The organism is Serratia sp. SM04 (assembly GCF_040280225.1).
In the GTDB taxonomy this organism is placed as follows: domain Bacteria; phylum Pseudomonadota; class Gammaproteobacteria; order Enterobacterales; family Enterobacteriaceae; genus Serratia; species Serratia sarumanii.
In genome coordinates this window covers 1,199,430-1,215,604 of sequence record NZ_JBEOQT010000021.1, presented here as the reverse complement: position 1 = coordinate 1,215,604, position 16,175 = coordinate 1,199,430, and the positions used below count along the sequence as shown (strand labels likewise).

The window sequence follows — 16,175 nt, the reverse complement described above, 5'->3', positions numbered from 1 at the left end:
CTATTAGGGGATGTGCGGTTCGGAAATGTCTACGATACGGCAGATTTTAGTGTAGTTACCCGCCTTCTCACAGATCTTGTCCGTGACGAACATGCCAAGGTAGCCCAGCAGCAGCAAGTAGCCGACCATGCACAGAATAAAGATAAGCGTTCTCACCGATAGCGACCAACCTGACAAGAGTATCCCGAATATCATAACCTGAACGCGGCGCTTTAAAAGGATTTCATGCGCACACAGCCCTCATCGGCGCACGTTCTGTAGTAACATTAAGCCACCACGCAACCGCCGGATACGCCGATGCACCATCTGATGTTAGACATTGAAACCCTGGATATAAAACCCAGCGCCGTCATTCTGGTGGTGGCGGCGGTGTTTTTCGATCCCCGAACCGGGGAGCTGGGCGCCGAATTCGAAGCCGCCGTCAGCAGCCAGAAAGACCAGCCGGGCCGTACCATTAGCCTGGATACGGTCGCCTGGTGGGCGAAACAGTCCGATGAGGCCCGCAAACAGGCCTTCAGCGGCACCGAGAGCCTGAAACGCGTACTGAGCAGCCTCAGCCGCTTTATCCATATGAACAGCACCGACACGGTGAAAGTCTGGGGCAACGGCAAAGAGTTCGACTGCGCGATCCTCGAACACGCCTTCCAGCAATTTGAAATGCCCTGCCCGTGGAAATTCTGGGATACCCAGGACGTGCGCACGGTGATCACGCTGGCGGAACTGCACGGCTTTAACCCGAAAAAAGCCCGCCCGTTCGAAGGTATGCCGCATCGCGCGCTGGATGATGCTCGCCACCAGGCCCGTTATGTGGCCGATACCGTCTCGGCGCTCTATTACCGCCAAGGGGCGCAGCGCTGACCCGCTTTGCCCCTTTTCATTTGCCGCCAGAGTCTCTACTCTAGCCCTCTTTGTCACTTGGACGTGCCTTTCCTGTTATGCAAAAATTTCTGTTTATGCTTCTCAGCCTGGTGCTGCTCGGCCCATTAGGCATCGATCTTTACCTGCCGACCATTCCCGCCATTGCCGTCGGCCTGGGCAGCAGCGAAGCGCTGATCCAATCCACCATTTCACTGTTTATTCTGGTGCTTGGCCTCGGCCAGGTCATCGCCGGGCCGCTGGTGGATAACTATGGCCGCAAGCCGGTGGCGCTGGCCGGCATTATCCTCTACATGATCGGCGCCGCGATGGCGGCGCTGGCCACCAGCCCGACGGTTTTCATCGCTTCGCGTCTGCTGCAAGGGGTGGCGGTTTGCTGCACCGCCGTCGTCGCCTTCAGCGGCGTGCGCGATCGCCTGAATGGCGACGATGCCGCCCGCGCTTTCGGCTTTCTCAACGGCACGCTGAACATCATCCCGGCGCTGGCGCCCCTGCTCGGCGGCCTGCTCGCCGAAGCCTTCGGCTGGCGCGCCCCCTTCTGGTTCCTGGTCGGCTACGCGCTGCTGGTGTTGGTGCTGATCGCGCTGCGCCTGCCGGAAACTCGCCCTGCCGACACCGTGCCGGTCAAAGGGCTGCCGGTGCGCCAATACGCGCGCATCCTCAGCGATCGCCGTTTCCTCTCCTTTGCGGTGGTGAACTCCGGGGCGATGGGCATGGCGCTGACCTACGTTTCTCTGGCGCCGAACGTGCTGATGGGCACCGCCGGCCTGACCCCGCTGCAATTCTCGCTGGTGTTCGGCGCCAACGGTTTCTGGATCATGCTGGTCAGCTTCTTCGCCAACCGCATCATCCACAAGGTCGGCCGCCCGGTTTGTCTGGCGACCGGCGGCATGTTGATGGGGCTGGGCTGTCTGGGCCTGCTGCTGGGCGTCATGCTACTGCCCGCGACGGCGCAAGCGCACTGGCTGGCGTATATGTTGCCGGTCGCCAGCGCCTGCGCCGGGTTGGCGTTCGTGATGGGCCCGGCCACCAGCTACGCGCTGGAGCCGTATTCCAATGAGGCCGGCGTCGCGTCCGCGCTGGTCGGTTTCGTGCAGATGGCGGGCGGTGCCGCGCTGGGTCTGGTGGCGATGGCGTTGCCGCTGCAACCGAAGCTGTCGCTGGCGCTGGTGATGCTGGCGGGCTGCCTGCTGGCGCTGCACGCGCGGCGGCTCAGCAAGCAGATTAAAGGGCAGATCAGAAAAGTCGCCTGAGCCGCGGCTCAGGCTTCAATGGCGACCGGCACCCGCGCCGCTAACGCCGACAGCAGCTCATAGCCCAACGTTCCTGCCGCCGTGGCCACCTCGTCCACCGGCAGGCGTTTCCCCCACAGCTCCACTTCGGCGCCCAGCTCGACTTGCGGACAGGGCGTCAGATCCACCGCCAGCATATCCATCGATACCGTTCCCAGGGTGCGCGTCAGCACGCCGTCAACCCATACCGGCGTGCCGGTCGGCGCATGACGCGGATAGCCGTCGGCGTAACCGCAGGCCACCACGCCAATACGTTGCGCGCCGGCGGCGCTGTAACGGCCGCCGTAACCCACGCGATCGCCAGACTTCAGCTGCTGAATGCCGATGATCTCGCTGCTCAGCGTCATCGCCGGCTGCAACCCCGTCGCCGCAACGTCATTCCAGCACCCGCTCGGCGAAGCGCCATACAGAATGATCCCAGGGCGTACCCAACTGCCGTGGGCAGAAGAATGCCACAGCGTGGCGGCCGAGTTGGCCAGGCAGCGCGGCAGCGGGATATCGGCAGCGGCCGCCTCGATGGTAGCCATCTGCTGGGTCACGCCTTCCGGGCCGTCGGCGGTGGCGAAATGGCTCATCAGCGTAAGCTCGCCGATGTTGGCAACCACCTGCGCCCTGCGCCACACCTCGTGCAGCCGCTCGGGTGCGAACCCCAGCCGATTCATGCCGCTGTTCACTTTCAGATAGACATTGAGCGGTGCGCTCAGCGTGGCATCGGCGATCGCCGCCAGCTGCCAGTCGCTGTGCACCGCCGTCGTCAGGCGATAACGATCGAGCAACGCCAAATCCTGCGGCTGGAAGAAACCTTCCAGCAGAAGAATCGGCCCTTGCCAACCCGACTCACGCAGCAGCACCGCTTCGGCCAGATCCAGCATGGCGAAGCCGTCGGTTTGCGCCATGCTACGCCAAACGTGTTTGATGCCGTGGCCATAGGCGTTGGCCTTGACCACCGCCCAGACTTTGGCGCCGGGGGCGAAACGGCGCACCACCTGCAGGTTATTTTCAATTGCGCCAAGATGCATCGTGGCGGTTATCGGACGGGGCATCGCTTCTCCTTGGGGCAGCGTACAGCGGCCACGCGCGCCTGCGCGTGGCCGGGAAAGTCTATGACAGCGTCGACGATTAACGCGCGGGATGCACGTCGTTCAGCGGAACCGCGTGTTGCTGGCGAAACCCGGCGCTGTAACGCGCCACCGCCAGATCATCGGAAGGGATCGCCGGCGTAATGCCGGACATCAGATCGGACAACAACTGCCCGGAACCGCAGGCCATCGTCCAGCCCAACGTACCATGCCCGGTATTGAGATACAGGTTCTTCAGCGAAGTGCGGCCGACAATGGGCGTACCGTCCGGCGTCATCGGCCGCAGGCCGGTCCAGAACGTCGCGTCTTCCACTCTACCGCCGTTCGGGTAGAGATCGCGCACCACCATCTCCAGCGTTTCGCGCCGTTTTTGCTCCAGCTGCGTATTGAAACCGACGATCTCCGCCATGCCGCCGACGCGGATGCGCTGATCGAAACGGGTGATGGCGATTTTGTACGTCTCGTCCAACACCGTGGAGAACGGCGCCGCCGCTTCATCGGTGATAGGAATGGTCAGCGAATAGCCCTTCAGCGGATAAACCGGGATAGAAACCAGGCCGCGCAGCAGCGCCGTGGAATACGAACCGAACGCCACCACGTAGCTGTCGGCTTTAAACACGTCCTCGCCGCACTGCACGCCGGCGATCTTGTCGCCCTCCACCAGCAGGCGGTCAACGCTGCGGTTGAACAGGAAGGTTACGCCCGCCTGCTGCGCCATTTTCGCCAGCTGCTGCGTAAACAGCTGGCAATCGCCGGTTTCGTCGTTCGGCAGCTGCAGGCCGCCGGTCAGCTTGTGCGCCACCTGCGCCAGCGCCGGCTCGACGCTGCCGAGCTGGCCGGCTTCCAGCAATCTGTAAGGCACACCGGCATCTTCCAATACCGCAATGTCTTTCGCTGCGTTTTCGAACTGTTGTTGGGTGCGGAACAGCTGCAGCGTGCCGCCCTGGCGACCTTCGTACTGGATGCCGGTCTCCTGACGCAGCGCCTTGATACAGTCGCGGCTGTATTCCGCCAGGCGCACCATGCGGCCTTTGTTGGTCATGTAGTGTTCGGTGTTGCAGTTTTTCAACATCTGCCACATCCAGCTCAGCTGGAAGCTGCTGCCGTCGAGGCGGATCGCCAACGGCGCATGGCGCTGGAACATCCACTTGATGGCCTTCAACGGCACGCCCGGTGCCGCCCAGGGCGCGGCATAGCCCGGTGAAATCTGCCCGGCGTTCGCCGCGCTGGTTTCCAGTGCCGGACCTGGCTGACGATCGATCACCGTCACCTCATGCCCTGCCTTCGCCAAATACCAGGCACTGGCTACGCCCACCACTCCACTACCTAAAATTACCACTCGCATCGCTGACTCCAGCCCAAGGCTTCACAAAGCATAATCTTCTGCTCACAGGAAATTAACTCAGTGAAAAAATCCGTCCAACAACTTCGTCATCAAACGTGACAATATTCACAATTAATTTATCGTCGATGAGCCGAGCATTTGCAATAGCCGCTCGTAAATAGCGATAAGATGCGGTTTAGAAGGGATTATAGCGTCAGACCGCCGCTGAATCGATAGCATTGCTATCAATGATAGCAGCCAAAAAAGGCGTAATAAGCAACATTGATTTAACAGAATATAAAAACATCAGCCAACATATAAACAGAATAAAAACCCAATAAAACAAAAAATACCAACATAACAGACAAAAATGAATCCCCTCTCCCCGCAGCAGAAAAAACGCGTAAAATTTCGGCAAAAAATTAACCTTGTTTTCACTACTGGATTAAAACAGCCGAGCCCTTAGCCCCGCCCGTTTATGTTGAACGCGGCAGCACGATATGAACGTTGAAGCCAGAAGCAGATCCTAAAGTTCACACTGTTGCTTTTCTGGAGAACCCTTTATGTTCATCGCCATCTACCGGTTCTCAGTCAAAACCGGGCACGAACACGCCTTTCGCCTGGCCTGGCTTGAGTTGACCCAAGGGATCTATCTGCAGCGCGGCAGCCTCGGCTCGCGCCTGCATCGAGATATGAGCGGGAAGTTTATCGGCTATGCGCAATGGCCAAGCCGAGCCGCATGGGAAAACGCCGGTGATATTCAGTTGGATGAACGCTACCGGCAAGCCCGGGAGCGAATGCGGGCGACCCTGTTGGCGGATGAAACGCTGTTTGAAATGGCAGTGACGGACGATTACCTGCAAATCAGACCGTTTGACTGAGCACAAGCCCACATAAGCGGGCTTGTGGTGACGTGAGCGAGTGGCATCAATGATGCAGCATCTCGTCCACGACTTCTTTGGTCTGCAGTTGGAATGGGTAATAAGTCGGCCAGTTGTCCATTTCTTTCAGCAACGCTTCCTGCGACGTGTTGCCCATAAAGATATGGAAATGCGCCGATTTGCGCGGGCCGATAATATGATCGCTGAACTGCACGAATTTCGGCGCCAGGCTGCCGGCATCCTGGCATTCGAACAGATAACGCACGCCCTTCTTACCAGAGACATACGTCAGGATCTTATGCCCGGCGTACTTATACTGACAGGCGCTGGATTGGTCGCCGCGATGAAACTCCATGACGCCGTTTTCAATGCCGATGGTATCCACATCGGTAGCATACCCTTTTCGGTAATACGCTTTTACTTCCTCGAAGGTCTTGCTCTTATCCTTTGCCGCTTTCTTCTTGAACACCGGGTCAAGATCCCCATTGAGCAGATAAGGATACACGGATTGCCAGACGCCCTCCCAATCCGCCAGATTGCGATCTTTGACGTCCTTATCGTCGAACACGCCCGCCTCCGCTTTTTTTTCCACCTCCGTCAGCGGCTTGCCATGTGAATGATGCCCGTGGGCAAACGCCTGCCCGCTGATAAACAGTGCGGCCAGCGCCACCGCCAGTTTGCCAAAATGCCTCGCCAAAATGCGCTCCTTGTCCGTTATTGAGAAAAAACTAAAAGTTACAATATAACATAACATTTTTCAATCCCTGTCGCGCAGCAGGCAGTGTGTTGCGCGCCCTTGCCGCAGGGCTATACTCGGAGAGGGAGCCAAGTGCTGAGGCGCTTTCTGCCGGGACGGGCGCCGGATTGACCGCCGCTCGCTCCCGTGCGTACCGGCATTTTTATTTCACTGATTTGCAATGGTTAATTATGACTTGAACTATGCTTGATACAGGGTCTGCCGTTTGAGCAAGACCCGTGAATAATGAGGGTGCGCTGATGACTACTTCAACACATGAAAAGGTCAAGGATGACAAACGTCTGAGCGATGGACCGGACTGGACGTTCGAACTGCTGCAGGTGTATTTGGAGCAGATTGACCGCGTCGCCAAGCATTACCGGCTCGACACCTACCCCCATCAGATCGAGGTGATCACCTCCGAGCAGATGATGGACGCCTATTCGAGCGTCGGCATGCCGATCAACTATACCCATTGGTCCTTCGGCAAGAAATTCATCGAAACCGAACAGCGCTACAAACAGGGCCAGCAAGGGCTGGCGTATGAAATCGTCATCAACTCCAATCCCTGCATCGCCTACCTGATGGAGGAGAACACTATCACCATGCAGGCGCTGGTGATGGCGCACGCCTGCTATGGCCACAACTCGTTCTTCAAGAATAACTATCTGTTCCGCAGTTGGACCGACGCCAGCTCCATCGTCGATTATCTGCTGTTCGCCCGCCACTACATCAGCCAGTGCGAAGAACGCTACGGCGTCGATGAAGTGGAGCGGCTGCTGGACTCCTGCCACGCACTGATGAACTACGGGGTCGACAGGTACAAACGCCCGCAGAAAATCTCACTGGTGGAAGAGAAAGCGCGCCAGAAAAGCCGCGAAGAGTATCTGCAAAGCCAGGTGAACACGCTGTGGAAGACCCTGCCACGCGTCGAACGTGAAGAGTCGCCGGAGCAGGCGCGCCGCTATCCGAGCGAGCCGCAGGAAAACATCCTCTATTTTATCGAGAAAAATGCGCCGCTGCTGGAACCCTGGCAGCGTGAGGTGCTGCGCATCGTGCGCAAAGTCAGCCAGTATTTTTATCCGCAAAAACAGACTCAGGTGATGAACGAGGGCTGGGCCACTTTCTGGCACTACACCATCCTCAACCATTTGTACGACGAGGGCCGTGTGACCGAGCGGTTTATGCTGGAGTTTTTGCACAGCCACACCAACGTGGTGTATCAGCCGCCGTACAACAGCCCGTACTATAACGGCATCAACCCTTATGCGCTGGGCTTCGCCATGTTCCAGGACATCAAGCGAATCTGCCAGTCGCCAACCGAAGAAGACCGCTACTGGTTCCCGGACATCGCCGGCAAAGACTGGCTGGACACCTTGCACTTCGCCATGCGCGACTTCAAGGACGAGAGCTTTATCAGCCAGTTCCTGTCGCCCAAAGTGATGCGCGATTTCCGGTTGTTCACCGTACTGGACGACGATCGCAACAACTATCTGGAAATTGCCGCGATCCACAACGAGGCCGGTTACCGGGCGATCCGCCAGGAGCTGTCGGCGCAATACAACCTGAGCAATCACGAGCCGAACATTCAGATCTGGAACGTGGATCTGCGCGGCGATCGCTCGCTGACGCTGCGCTACATCCCACAGGAACGCGCACCGCTGGATAAGAGCCGCCGCGACGTGTTGAAGCACCTGCATCGCCTGTGGGGCTTCGACGTGATCCTCGAACAGCAAAACGAAGACGGCAGCGTGGAGTTGCTCGATCGCTGCCCGCCGCGGCCGACGCCGCTGTAACCGCCACAACGACAAAGGGCACCGCATGGCGCCCTTCGTTATTTCATCGACACGCGATTAGCGACGCGCTTCGGTCAGATCGCTCGGCATGGTGCCCTGCATGCTCTGCCAAATCGCCCCGCTGTCTTTACCGTAGTTGCGCACGGTATCCATCACCTGGTCGTACAGCTTCTCATGGCACAGCGTGGACAGCTTGCTGTAGAAGGCCAACGCCAGCTTGCGCGCTTCCGGGTTGGAGAAGTAGTAACGGCCCACGCGGGTATACAGCCCTTTCAGGCCGTTGAAAATCAGGCCGTAGATCGGGTTGCCGGAAGCGAACGCCAAGCCGCGGAAGATCTCGTAATCGAGCAGATTGAAAGCGTCCGCCTGATCTTCCACCTCGGCGGCTTTCGCCAGCACTTCCTGCGCCTGCTCAGGATGATTGCGCACCGCGGCGCGAATAAAGATCGACGCGATATTGGTACGCACGGACAACAGGTTATCGATCAGCTGCGGGACGCTTTTGTGATCGAGACGGGCTACGGTCTCAAGGATATTGAGGCCGGACGTTTCCCAGAAATTGTTCACTTTGGTCGGTTTGCCATGCTGAATGGTCAACCAGCCATCGCGGGCCAGACGTTGCAACACTTCACGTAACGTAGTGCGCGTGACGCCAATCAACTCCGAAAGCTCACGCTCCGCGGGCAAAATAGAGCCAGGGGGGAAGCGATTATTCCAAATACTCTCAATAATGTACTCTTCCGCGAAACCGGCAGGACTCTGCGCCTTTATGACCATGTGTTTGACGTTCCGTTGCGACGATAAAATCAGTAAAAGTAATCAGCTCATCATACCAGATCGCGCTGACATGACATAGCGTGAGCGAAAAACAATAAACGAAAGTGTGCATAACGTGGCAAAAAACGAGCAAAAACACCGGCCGGCAGAAATTTGCCGCCGTAAAACAAGCTCCGGTTGCGCCCGCCCCCGCCGCATTGTTAGGGTACGTGCTACGACTGATTTAAGGATGCATAAAGGACAATGGAAACAACCTTGCGCAGCGCCCTGCTCAAAAATTTTCTGGGGCAATCTCCCGACTGGTACAAACTGACCATTCTCATTTTTCTGGCGATCAACCCCCTGGTGTTCTTTTTCGCCAGCCCGTTTATCGCGGGCTGGCTGCTGGTGGTCGAGTTCATCTTTACCCTGGCGATGGCGCTGAAATGCTATCCGCTGCTGCCGGGCGGCCTGCTGGCGCTGGAGGCGGTGGCCATCGGCATGACCAGCCCGGCGCAGGTTTCGCAGGAAATCGAACATAACCTGGAAGTGCTGCTGCTGCTGATCTTTATGGTGGCCGGCATCTACTTTATGAAGCAGCTGCTGCTGTTCGTGTTCACCAAGCTGCTGCTCAACATCCGTTCGAAAACGCTGCTGTCGCTGGCGTTCTGCCTGGCCGCCGCCTTACTTTCCGCCTTCCTCGACGCGCTGACGGTCGTGGCGGTAGTGATCAGCGTGGCCACCGGCTTTTATTCCATCTATCACAACGTGACCTCGAATCGCCCCGATGGCGACATCGGCGATGACAGCGATTTCGCCGGTGAAGAGCGTAAACAGACGCTGGAGCAATTCCGCGCCTTTCTGCGCAGCCTGCTGATGCACGCCGGCGTCGGCACCGCGCTCGGCGGGGTCATGACCATGGTGGGCGAGCCGCAGAACCTGATCATCGCCAAAAACGCGGGCTGGGGCTTTATCGATTTCTTCCTGCGTATGGCGCCGGTCACGCTGCCGGTGCTGGTGTGCGGCCTGCTGGTTTGTTGGCTGGTAGAACGTTTTCGCCTGTTTGGCTACGGCGCGCAGTTGCCGGAGGCGGTGCGCGACGTGCTGAAAGAGTATGACCGCAAGGCCACCGCGGGCCGCAGCAAGCAAGAACGGCTCAAACTGGTGATGCAGGCGCTGATCGGCGTTTGGCTGGTGCTGGCGCTGGCCTTCCACCTGGCGGAAGTGGGGCTGATCGGCCTGTCGGTGATCGTGCTCGCCACCTCCCTGTGCGGCGTGAACGATGAGCACGCCATCGGCAAAGCGTTCCAGGAAGCGCTGCCGTTCACCGCTCTGCTGACGGTGTTTTTCACCGTGGTCGCGGTGATCATCGAACAGCACCTGTTCAGCCCGGTGATCCAGTTCGTGCTGCGCGCCGAGCCCGCCTCTCAGCTTTCGCTGTTCTATCTGTTCAACGGCCTGCTGTCGTCGGTTTCCGACAACGTGTTCGTCGGCACGGTTTACATCAACGAGGCGCGCACCGCGCTGGAAACCGGCGCTATCGGGCTGAAGCAGTTCGAGCTGCTGGCGGTCGCCATCAATACCGGCACCAACCTGCCATCGGTTGCCACCCCTAACGGGCAGGCGGCGTTTCTGTTCCTGCTGACGTCGGCATTGGCGCCGCTGGTGCGTCTGTCGTATGGCCGCATGGTGTGGATGGCCCTGCCTTATACGGTGGTGCTGACGGTGGTTGGCTTGCTGTGCGTCCAGTTCACGCTGGAACCGGCGACCGAGCTGTTGACCCAGTGGCATTGGCTGACGCTGCCGCCCGTCGACGCCGTCGGCCACTGAAACGGTGCCGGCAGGGTGAACCGACTATTTTTACGCTCAATCCAGCCCAGGTGGCTGGCAGCGAGGAGGAATTGGTTTACACTGCCGGTTCAATTGCTTACTGCATGGAAGAATCTAGATATGTTGCAATTCTTTAACCGCTGTTCACAAGGACGCGGCGCCTGGCTGCTAATGGCCCTGACAGCGTTGGTGTTGGAACTGGTCGCGCTCTATTTTCAGCACGTTATGCTGCTGCAGCCGTGCGTGATGTGCATTTATGAGCGTTGTGCGCTGTTCGGCATTCTCGGTGCCTCTCTGGTGGGCGCCATCGCGCCGAAAACCCCGCTGCGCTACGCGGCGATCTTGCTGTGGATCTACAGCGCCTGGGAAGGCCTCCAGCTGGCGTGGAAGCACACCATGATCCAGTTGCACCCTTCGCCGTTCAATACCTGCGACTTCTTCGTGAGCTTCCCTTCGTGGCTGCCGCTGGACAAATGGCTGCCGGCGGTGTTCCACGCTTCCGGCGACTGCTCCGTGCGCCAATGGCAATTCCTGACGCTGGAAATGCCGCAGTGGCTGGTCGGCATCTTCGGCGCCTATCTGCTGGTGGCGCTGATTGTGCTGATCGCACAATTTGTTCGCCCACGTCGCCGCGATCTGTTCGGCCGCTGATCGGCTGACAAACAACAACGGCGCCGAAAGGCGCCGTTTTTTTAGGTATTGCTGTCACATTCCGAGATAAAACCCTCTCAGGTATGTGTAAGGAAGTAAACGAGCACGATCAGCGCTCCAGCCACGGCAAACAGACGGACCATTTTCATTGTTATACTCTCGAACTTGCGGGAGAGCGGCCAAATTACCCAACTTATCGTTTGAAAAGAAGCATCCTGGCGCGGTTAAGCGCGTAATTTACATAACATTAAACTTCTGCGACGCCGGCGGGTAAAAACAGGCTGCGCCAGCGCGGCCCTCCCTACCTACAGGCATCAATAAATTACCGTTACTTATGAACGACTGCACCTTTGTCACATTCAGAGCACAATATTTTGGTGAAGTTTACCCATAAAATCCTTATAGTATCGGCAAAGTGAGTACTACCGATTTCCCTGGTGTTGTTGTGTGTCTTGCCCCTCATCTTTGCAGGGGCTTTTTTCCCCCCTACCTCCTATTACGCAAGCCCCTATCATCCTTGAATCAAATGTTGAAATTTCCCTCTGTCCGGCCTCGAGCGTCAACGCCATTCGCACGCCAATGATTAAAATCGTTAGCTCAATAATGCAAGAGGGCGGCATGTCTGAACACGCCGCCCTCTTGCATGAAGCCCCATTTTGCCCTGCAGGCGCCCGCCTTTATCTGGCCCAGTCCGGCTTGTTGAGGATATGATCCTGCCAGTCCACCACTTCGCTCTCGCGCACCGCGATATGCCGCACCGTGATGCGCTCGCCGTGCATCGCCGCCTTGGATCCGCTCAGCAGCGGATGCCAGGGGAACAGCGGCTTGCCTTCGCCGATCAGGCGATAGGCGCAGGTCGGCGGCAACCAATCGAAGGTGGTGAGGTTCTCGCGCGTCAGTTTGATGCAGTCTTCTTCCAGCTCGAAGCGCCGCTCGTAGTTGCGGCATTGGCAGGATTTGATGTTGAGCTGGTTGCAGGCTACGTTGGTAAAATAAATCTCGTCGGTATCTTCGTCGATCAGCTTATTCAAACAGCATTGCCCGCACCCGTCGCACAGCGATTCCCACTCTTGTTCTGACATTTCCGCCAGCGTTTTCTGTTGCCAAAAAGCGAGTTGTGACATGTTAGCGTCCGGTTTCGGTAAATGGATAAGTCACCTGCGCACAGGTTCGAGGGGGGACTATATAGACATTTTAGCCGCAAGATGCAAGCTTTGCCGCCGACGGCGCCGGCGGCGAGAGATCAGATCACGCGGGTACTGAGCATTTTGCCGTTCAGGCTGATTTTCAGCATGTCGCCGGAGGCCATCGGGCCCACGCCCTGCGGCGTGCCGGTCAGGATGATGTCGCCGGCGCGCAGCGTGAAGAAACGGCTCATGTAACTGATAAGCGGCAGGATCGGCGTGATCATGTCACGCGTATTGCCCTGCTGGCGCAGTTGATCGTTAACGGTCAATGACAGCTCGGCGTTTTGCGGATCGCCAAATTCCGCCACCGGGATAAACCCCGACATCGGGCAGGAACCGTCGAAAGCCTTGGCCTTTTCCCACGGCTGACCGGCCTTTTTAAAACCCGCCTGCAGATCGCGCAGCGTCAGATCGAGCGCCACGCCGTAGCCGGCGATCGCCCGCGCAACGCGGTCTTCGTTGGCCTGTTTCAACGGCGTGCCGATCAATACCGCCAGCTCCACCTCATGGTGCACCGCACCGAACTCTTTGGGGATAGCCACCGGCTGGCGAATATCGCACAGCGCCGTTTCCGGTTTGATGAACACCACCGGCTCGACGGAAACCGCACTGCCCATTTCCTTGATGTGATCGGCGTAGTTGCTGCCGACACAAACCACCTTGTTCACCGGAAAATCGAGCAGCGAACCCTGCCAGTCTCTATGTTGATACATACCGCTTCTCCCAAACTGTGGAGGCTTGGCGCGCCAAGCCGATTATTGGTGTGCCGGATCAATGCCCGATCGCGTCCGCCATCATACCCACGGCGATGGCGAAATAGTAAGAGCGATTCCAGTGCATGAGGGTGCGGAAATTATCATAGACCAGGAACGTCCGCCCCTGGAGATCATCCGGCGCGATGATCCAACCGCGCTGGACGGCATGCGGCAATGCACTGCCATCCGCACGACGCACCCCGCGCTGTTGCCAGGCGTTGACGCTGCGCGCCTGCGCGTCTTTCAACCCCAGCTCGGATCGCTTGAAACCGGCGGGCAGTTTAACCTCGCGCCCCCAGCCGATACCGGGCTGCCAGCCCTCCTTGGACAAATAACTGGCCGTAGACGCAAAGACGTCATCAATGTTATTCCAGATATCGATGCGCCCGTCACCGTCGCCGTCCGCCGCGTAGCGCAAGAAGGAGCTCGGCATAAACTGGCATTGCCCCATCGCGCCGGCCCAGGAGCCTTTCAGCGGCGTATCGCCGACGTGCCCCTGCTCGACTATCTGCAAAGCCGCCATCAGCTCCTGGCTGAAAAAGGCCTCGCGGCGCCCTTCAAACGCCAGCGTCGCCAGCGCGGACACCACGTCTTCCCGCCCCTGAATCTTGCCGTAGGCGCTCTCCATGCCCCACAGCGCAATGATATAGCGCCCCGGCACCCGGTAGCGCTCGCTGGCGCGCGCCCATTGCGCCTGGCGCTGCCGATACAGTTCGCGCCCTTGGCGCACCTTGGCGGGCGACATCACCCGCCGCAGGTAGTCGTCCAGGGTAATTTTCTGCTCCGGCTGATTGCGATCGGCCTTGATCACCCGATCGACGAAATGGATTTGCGCAAAAGCGCGGTCAAGGGTGCCCTGGCTGATGCCCTGCTCCCGCGCCCGGCGCTTGAGCTGCTCGACATACGCCGGGAACTGCGCCGGATCGCGGCCGCTCGCCGCCAGCGTCGTCTCCTGAGCCGCCTGCGGCGCGCCGGGCATCAGCACACCGCCCAGCGCCAGCCAGGCGGCCAATACGGTTCTTCTCGCCGAACGTGTCATCGCGCCTCCCTTGGCCGTGGCGACTGTCTCAGGCCTTGTCGCCCGCCAGATGCTGATTGAGCAGGTTTTCAACCGGCGGCGGGAACTGCAGGTAATAGCCTTCGTCTTTCAACGCCTGCTTCACCTTTTCGATATCCGCCGAGGCCAATTTCTTGCGCTCATCGAGCGAAAGCATCATGGCGAATTGCGGCACGCCGAAACTTTTCATCAGATCCTCTGGCACACGAGAGAAATCGTCTTTTTTTTCGACATAAAGATAAGTTTGATCGCGTTTCGGGCTTCTATAGATCACACAAAGCATTTTTTTAACTCTATTTAATTGAGGGAGCGTCTTGCCTGGATATAACTCTGACTATAACATGCTTATAGTACATCGGAATATCGCACCCCGAGTGGTATTCCGGGGATTTAAAGTTGCTGAGACTGAGTCAGGATAGATGTCACAATCGCCAATTGAGCTAAAAGGCAGCAGTTTTACCCTATCGGTTGTTCATTTGCATAATTCGCAGCCCGAGGTAATACGTCAGGCGTTACAGGAAAAAGTTGAGCAAGCGCCCGCTTTTCTGAAAAACGCCCCTGTTGTTATCAACGTCGCAACGCTGGAAGGCGATGCGAACTGGAAAGAACTTCAACAGGCTGTCGCGGCAGCAGGTCTGCGCGTTGTGGGTATCAGCGGTTGCAGAGATGAGCGTCAAAAGCGCGCGATAGCCCGCGCCGGGCTGCCGCTGCTGAGCGAAGGCAAAGGCCAGAAAATGGCGGCGCCGGAGCCTGCACCTGCGCCAGTGGTGGCGGATAACGCCCCCGCCAAAACGCGCATCATCAGTACGCCTGTCCGTTCCGGCCAACAGATTTACGCCCGCAACTGCGATCTCATCGTGACCAGCAGCGTCAGCGCCGGCGCCGAACTGATTGCCGACGGCAACATTCATGTCTACGGCATGATGCGCGGTCGCGCACTGGCAGGCGCGTCAGGCGACACGCAATGTCAGATTTTTTGCACCCACCTGGCGGCTGAGCTAGTCTCTATCGCAGGGCAGTACTGGTTGAGCGACCAAATCCCGTCCGATTACGTCGGGCAGGCCGTACGACTCAGCCTGTTGGATAACGCTTTAACCATACAACCTTTAAATTAAGCCCTTTTGACAAGGAATCCATTTCATGGCACGCATTATTGTTGTTACATCGGGTAAAGGGGGCGTTGGCAAGACCACTTCGAGCGCGGCCATCGCTACCGGCCTGGCCCAGAAAGGCAAGAAAACCGTCGTGATCGATTTCGATATCGGCCTGCGTAATCTTGACCTGATCATGGGCTGCGAACGTCGGGTAGTGTATGATTTCGTGAACGTGATTCAGGGCGATGCCACGCTGAATCAGGCGTTGATCAAAGACAAACGCACTGAAAACCTCTATATCCTGCCTGCTTCGCAGACGCGCGACAAAGACGCGTTGACCCGCGAAGGCGTTGAAAAAATTCTCAACGATCTCGGCGAGATGGATTTTGACTTCGTGGTGTGCGATTCACCGGCCGGTATCGAAACCGGTGCGCTGATGGCGCTGTATTTCGCCGACGAAGCTATCATCACCACCAACCCGGAAGTGTCTTCGGTACGCGACTCCGACCGTATCCTGGGCATTCTCTCCTCCAAGTCACGCCGCGCCGAGAAAGGCGAGTCGCCCATCAAGGAACACCTGCTGCTGACCCGTTACAACCCGGGCCGCGTCAGCCGTGGCGACATGCTGAGCATGGAAGACGTGCTGGAAATCCTGCGCATTCCACTGGTGGGTGTGATCCCGGAAGACCAGTCCGTGCTGCGCGCTTCCAACCAGGGTGAGCCTGTCATTCTGGATGCCGAGTCAGACGCCGGTAAGGCGTACGACGATACCGTTTGCCGCTTGTTGGGGGAAGAACGCCCATTCCGCTTCATTGAAGAAGAGAAGAAGGGTTTCCTGAAACGCCTTTTTGGGGGATAAAC

General features: G+C 58.2%; 17 protein-coding genes. 8 read left to right on the top strand and 9 right to left on the bottom strand.

From position 1 onward, the window contains the following. Positions 1-3: 3 nt before the first annotated feature. Entirely contained in the window at positions 4-156 is a 153-nt protein-coding gene (locus tag ABTW55_RS20265; RefSeq protein ID WP_223479875.1) for a hypothetical protein, read from the bottom strand. Between the two features lie 141 nt (positions 157-297). Between ABTW55_RS20265 and ABTW55_RS20260 the strand changes: the two genes are divergently transcribed. Next, positions 298-858: a 3'-5' exonuclease gene (locus tag ABTW55_RS20260; protein WP_060421360.1), complete on the top strand. Its 561-nt coding sequence runs from the start codon at positions 298-300 to the stop codon at positions 856-858. Between the two features lie 77 nt (positions 859-935). Then, complete coding sequence (locus tag ABTW55_RS20255; protein WP_033634821.1) at positions 936-2,129, top strand: multidrug effflux MFS transporter; 1,194 nt, start codon at positions 936-938, stop codon at positions 2,127-2,129. 8 nt (positions 2,130-2,137) lie between these two features. On the opposite strand, the gene dadX is transcribed toward ABTW55_RS20255, so the two are convergent. Both dadX and ABTW55_RS20245 read right to left on the bottom strand, forming a co-directional pair. After that, positions 2,138-3,211, bottom strand: coding sequence for a catabolic alanine racemase DadX (gene dadX / locus ABTW55_RS20250; RefSeq protein WP_033654386.1), 1,074 nt, complete (start codon positions 3,209-3,211; stop codon positions 2,138-2,140). A 76-nt stretch (positions 3,212-3,287) separates the two neighbouring features. Further along, positions 3,288-4,592: a D-amino acid dehydrogenase gene (locus ABTW55_RS20245; protein ID WP_033647620.1), complete on the bottom strand. Its 1,305-nt coding sequence runs from the start codon at positions 4,590-4,592 to the stop codon at positions 3,288-3,290. A 542-nt stretch (positions 4,593-5,134) separates the two neighbouring features. Here ABTW55_RS20245 and ABTW55_RS20240 point away from each other — a divergent pair. Then, on the top strand, positions 5,135-5,452 hold the full coding sequence (locus tag ABTW55_RS20240; RefSeq protein WP_060418882.1) for an antibiotic biosynthesis monooxygenase: 318 nt from the start codon (positions 5,135-5,137) through the stop codon (positions 5,450-5,452). A gap of 46 nt (positions 5,453-5,498) precedes the next feature. On the opposite strand, the gene zinT is transcribed toward ABTW55_RS20240, so the two are convergent. Beyond that, complete coding sequence (gene zinT, locus ABTW55_RS20235; protein ID WP_060421363.1) at positions 5,499-6,149, bottom strand: metal-binding protein ZinT; 651 nt, start codon at positions 6,147-6,149, stop codon at positions 5,499-5,501. 299 nt (positions 6,150-6,448) lie between these two features. On the opposite strand from zinT, the gene ABTW55_RS20230 reads away from it, so the two are divergent. Further along, positions 6,449-7,984: a SpoVR family protein gene (locus ABTW55_RS20230; protein WP_004932268.1), complete on the top strand. Its 1,536-nt coding sequence runs from the start codon at positions 6,449-6,451 to the stop codon at positions 7,982-7,984. A gap of 57 nt (positions 7,985-8,041) precedes the next feature. Here the strand turns inward: ABTW55_RS20230 and fadR are convergent, their stop codons facing one another. Further along, a complete protein-coding gene (gene fadR / locus ABTW55_RS20225) occupies positions 8,042-8,761 on the bottom strand; it encodes a fatty acid metabolism transcriptional regulator FadR (RefSeq protein WP_033634827.1) in 720 nt (239 codons plus the stop codon). Positions 8,762-9,004: 243 nt separating this feature from the next. On the opposite strand from fadR, the gene nhaB reads away from it, so the two are divergent. Further along, positions 9,005-10,570 (top strand): sodium/proton antiporter NhaB, encoded by a 1,566-nt coding sequence (nhaB, locus tag ABTW55_RS20220; RefSeq protein ID WP_049212905.1) that lies wholly within the window; start codon positions 9,005-9,007, stop codon positions 10,568-10,570. A 120-nt stretch (positions 10,571-10,690) separates the two neighbouring features. Beyond that, the gene (dsbB, locus tag ABTW55_RS20215) at positions 10,691-11,221 is read left to right on the top strand and encodes a disulfide bond formation protein DsbB (protein WP_033634829.1); all 531 of its coding nucleotides are present in this window, start codon (positions 10,691-10,693) and stop codon (positions 11,219-11,221) included. Positions 11,222-11,898: 677 nt separating this feature from the next. Here the strand turns inward: dsbB and ABTW55_RS20210 are convergent. The 4 genes from ABTW55_RS20210 to ABTW55_RS20195 all read right to left on the bottom strand — a co-directional run bounded on the left by ABTW55_RS20210 (position 11,899) and on the right by ABTW55_RS20195 (position 14,503). After that, entirely contained in the window at positions 11,899-12,345 is a 447-nt protein-coding gene (locus ABTW55_RS20210; protein WP_025159803.1) for a YcgN family cysteine cluster protein, read from the bottom strand. Positions 12,346-12,464: 119 nt separating this feature from the next. Continuing rightward, positions 12,465-13,121, bottom strand: coding sequence for a fumarylacetoacetate hydrolase family protein (locus tag ABTW55_RS20205; protein WP_033634830.1), 657 nt, complete (start codon positions 13,119-13,121; stop codon positions 12,465-12,467). A gap of 58 nt (positions 13,122-13,179) precedes the next feature. After that, positions 13,180-14,202 (bottom strand): lytic transglycosylase domain-containing protein, encoded by a 1,023-nt coding sequence (locus ABTW55_RS20200; protein WP_060421365.1) that lies wholly within the window; start codon positions 14,200-14,202, stop codon positions 13,180-13,182. Positions 14,203-14,230: 28 nt separating this feature from the next. Beyond that, on the bottom strand, positions 14,231-14,503 hold the full coding sequence (locus ABTW55_RS20195; protein WP_033634832.1) for a YcgL domain-containing protein: 273 nt from the start codon (positions 14,501-14,503) through the stop codon (positions 14,231-14,233). 136 nt (positions 14,504-14,639) lie between these two features. On the opposite strand from ABTW55_RS20195, the gene minC reads away from it, so the two are divergent. Further along, entirely contained in the window at positions 14,640-15,335 is a 696-nt protein-coding gene (minC, locus tag ABTW55_RS20190) for a septum site-determining protein MinC (RefSeq protein WP_025303113.1), read from the top strand. A gap of 25 nt (positions 15,336-15,360) precedes the next feature. Beyond that, positions 15,361-16,173, top strand: a complete 813-nt coding sequence (gene minD / locus ABTW55_RS20185; protein ID WP_016927452.1) for a septum site-determining protein MinD — start codon at positions 15,361-15,363, stop codon at positions 16,171-16,173. Positions 16,174-16,175: the final 2 nt, after the last annotated feature.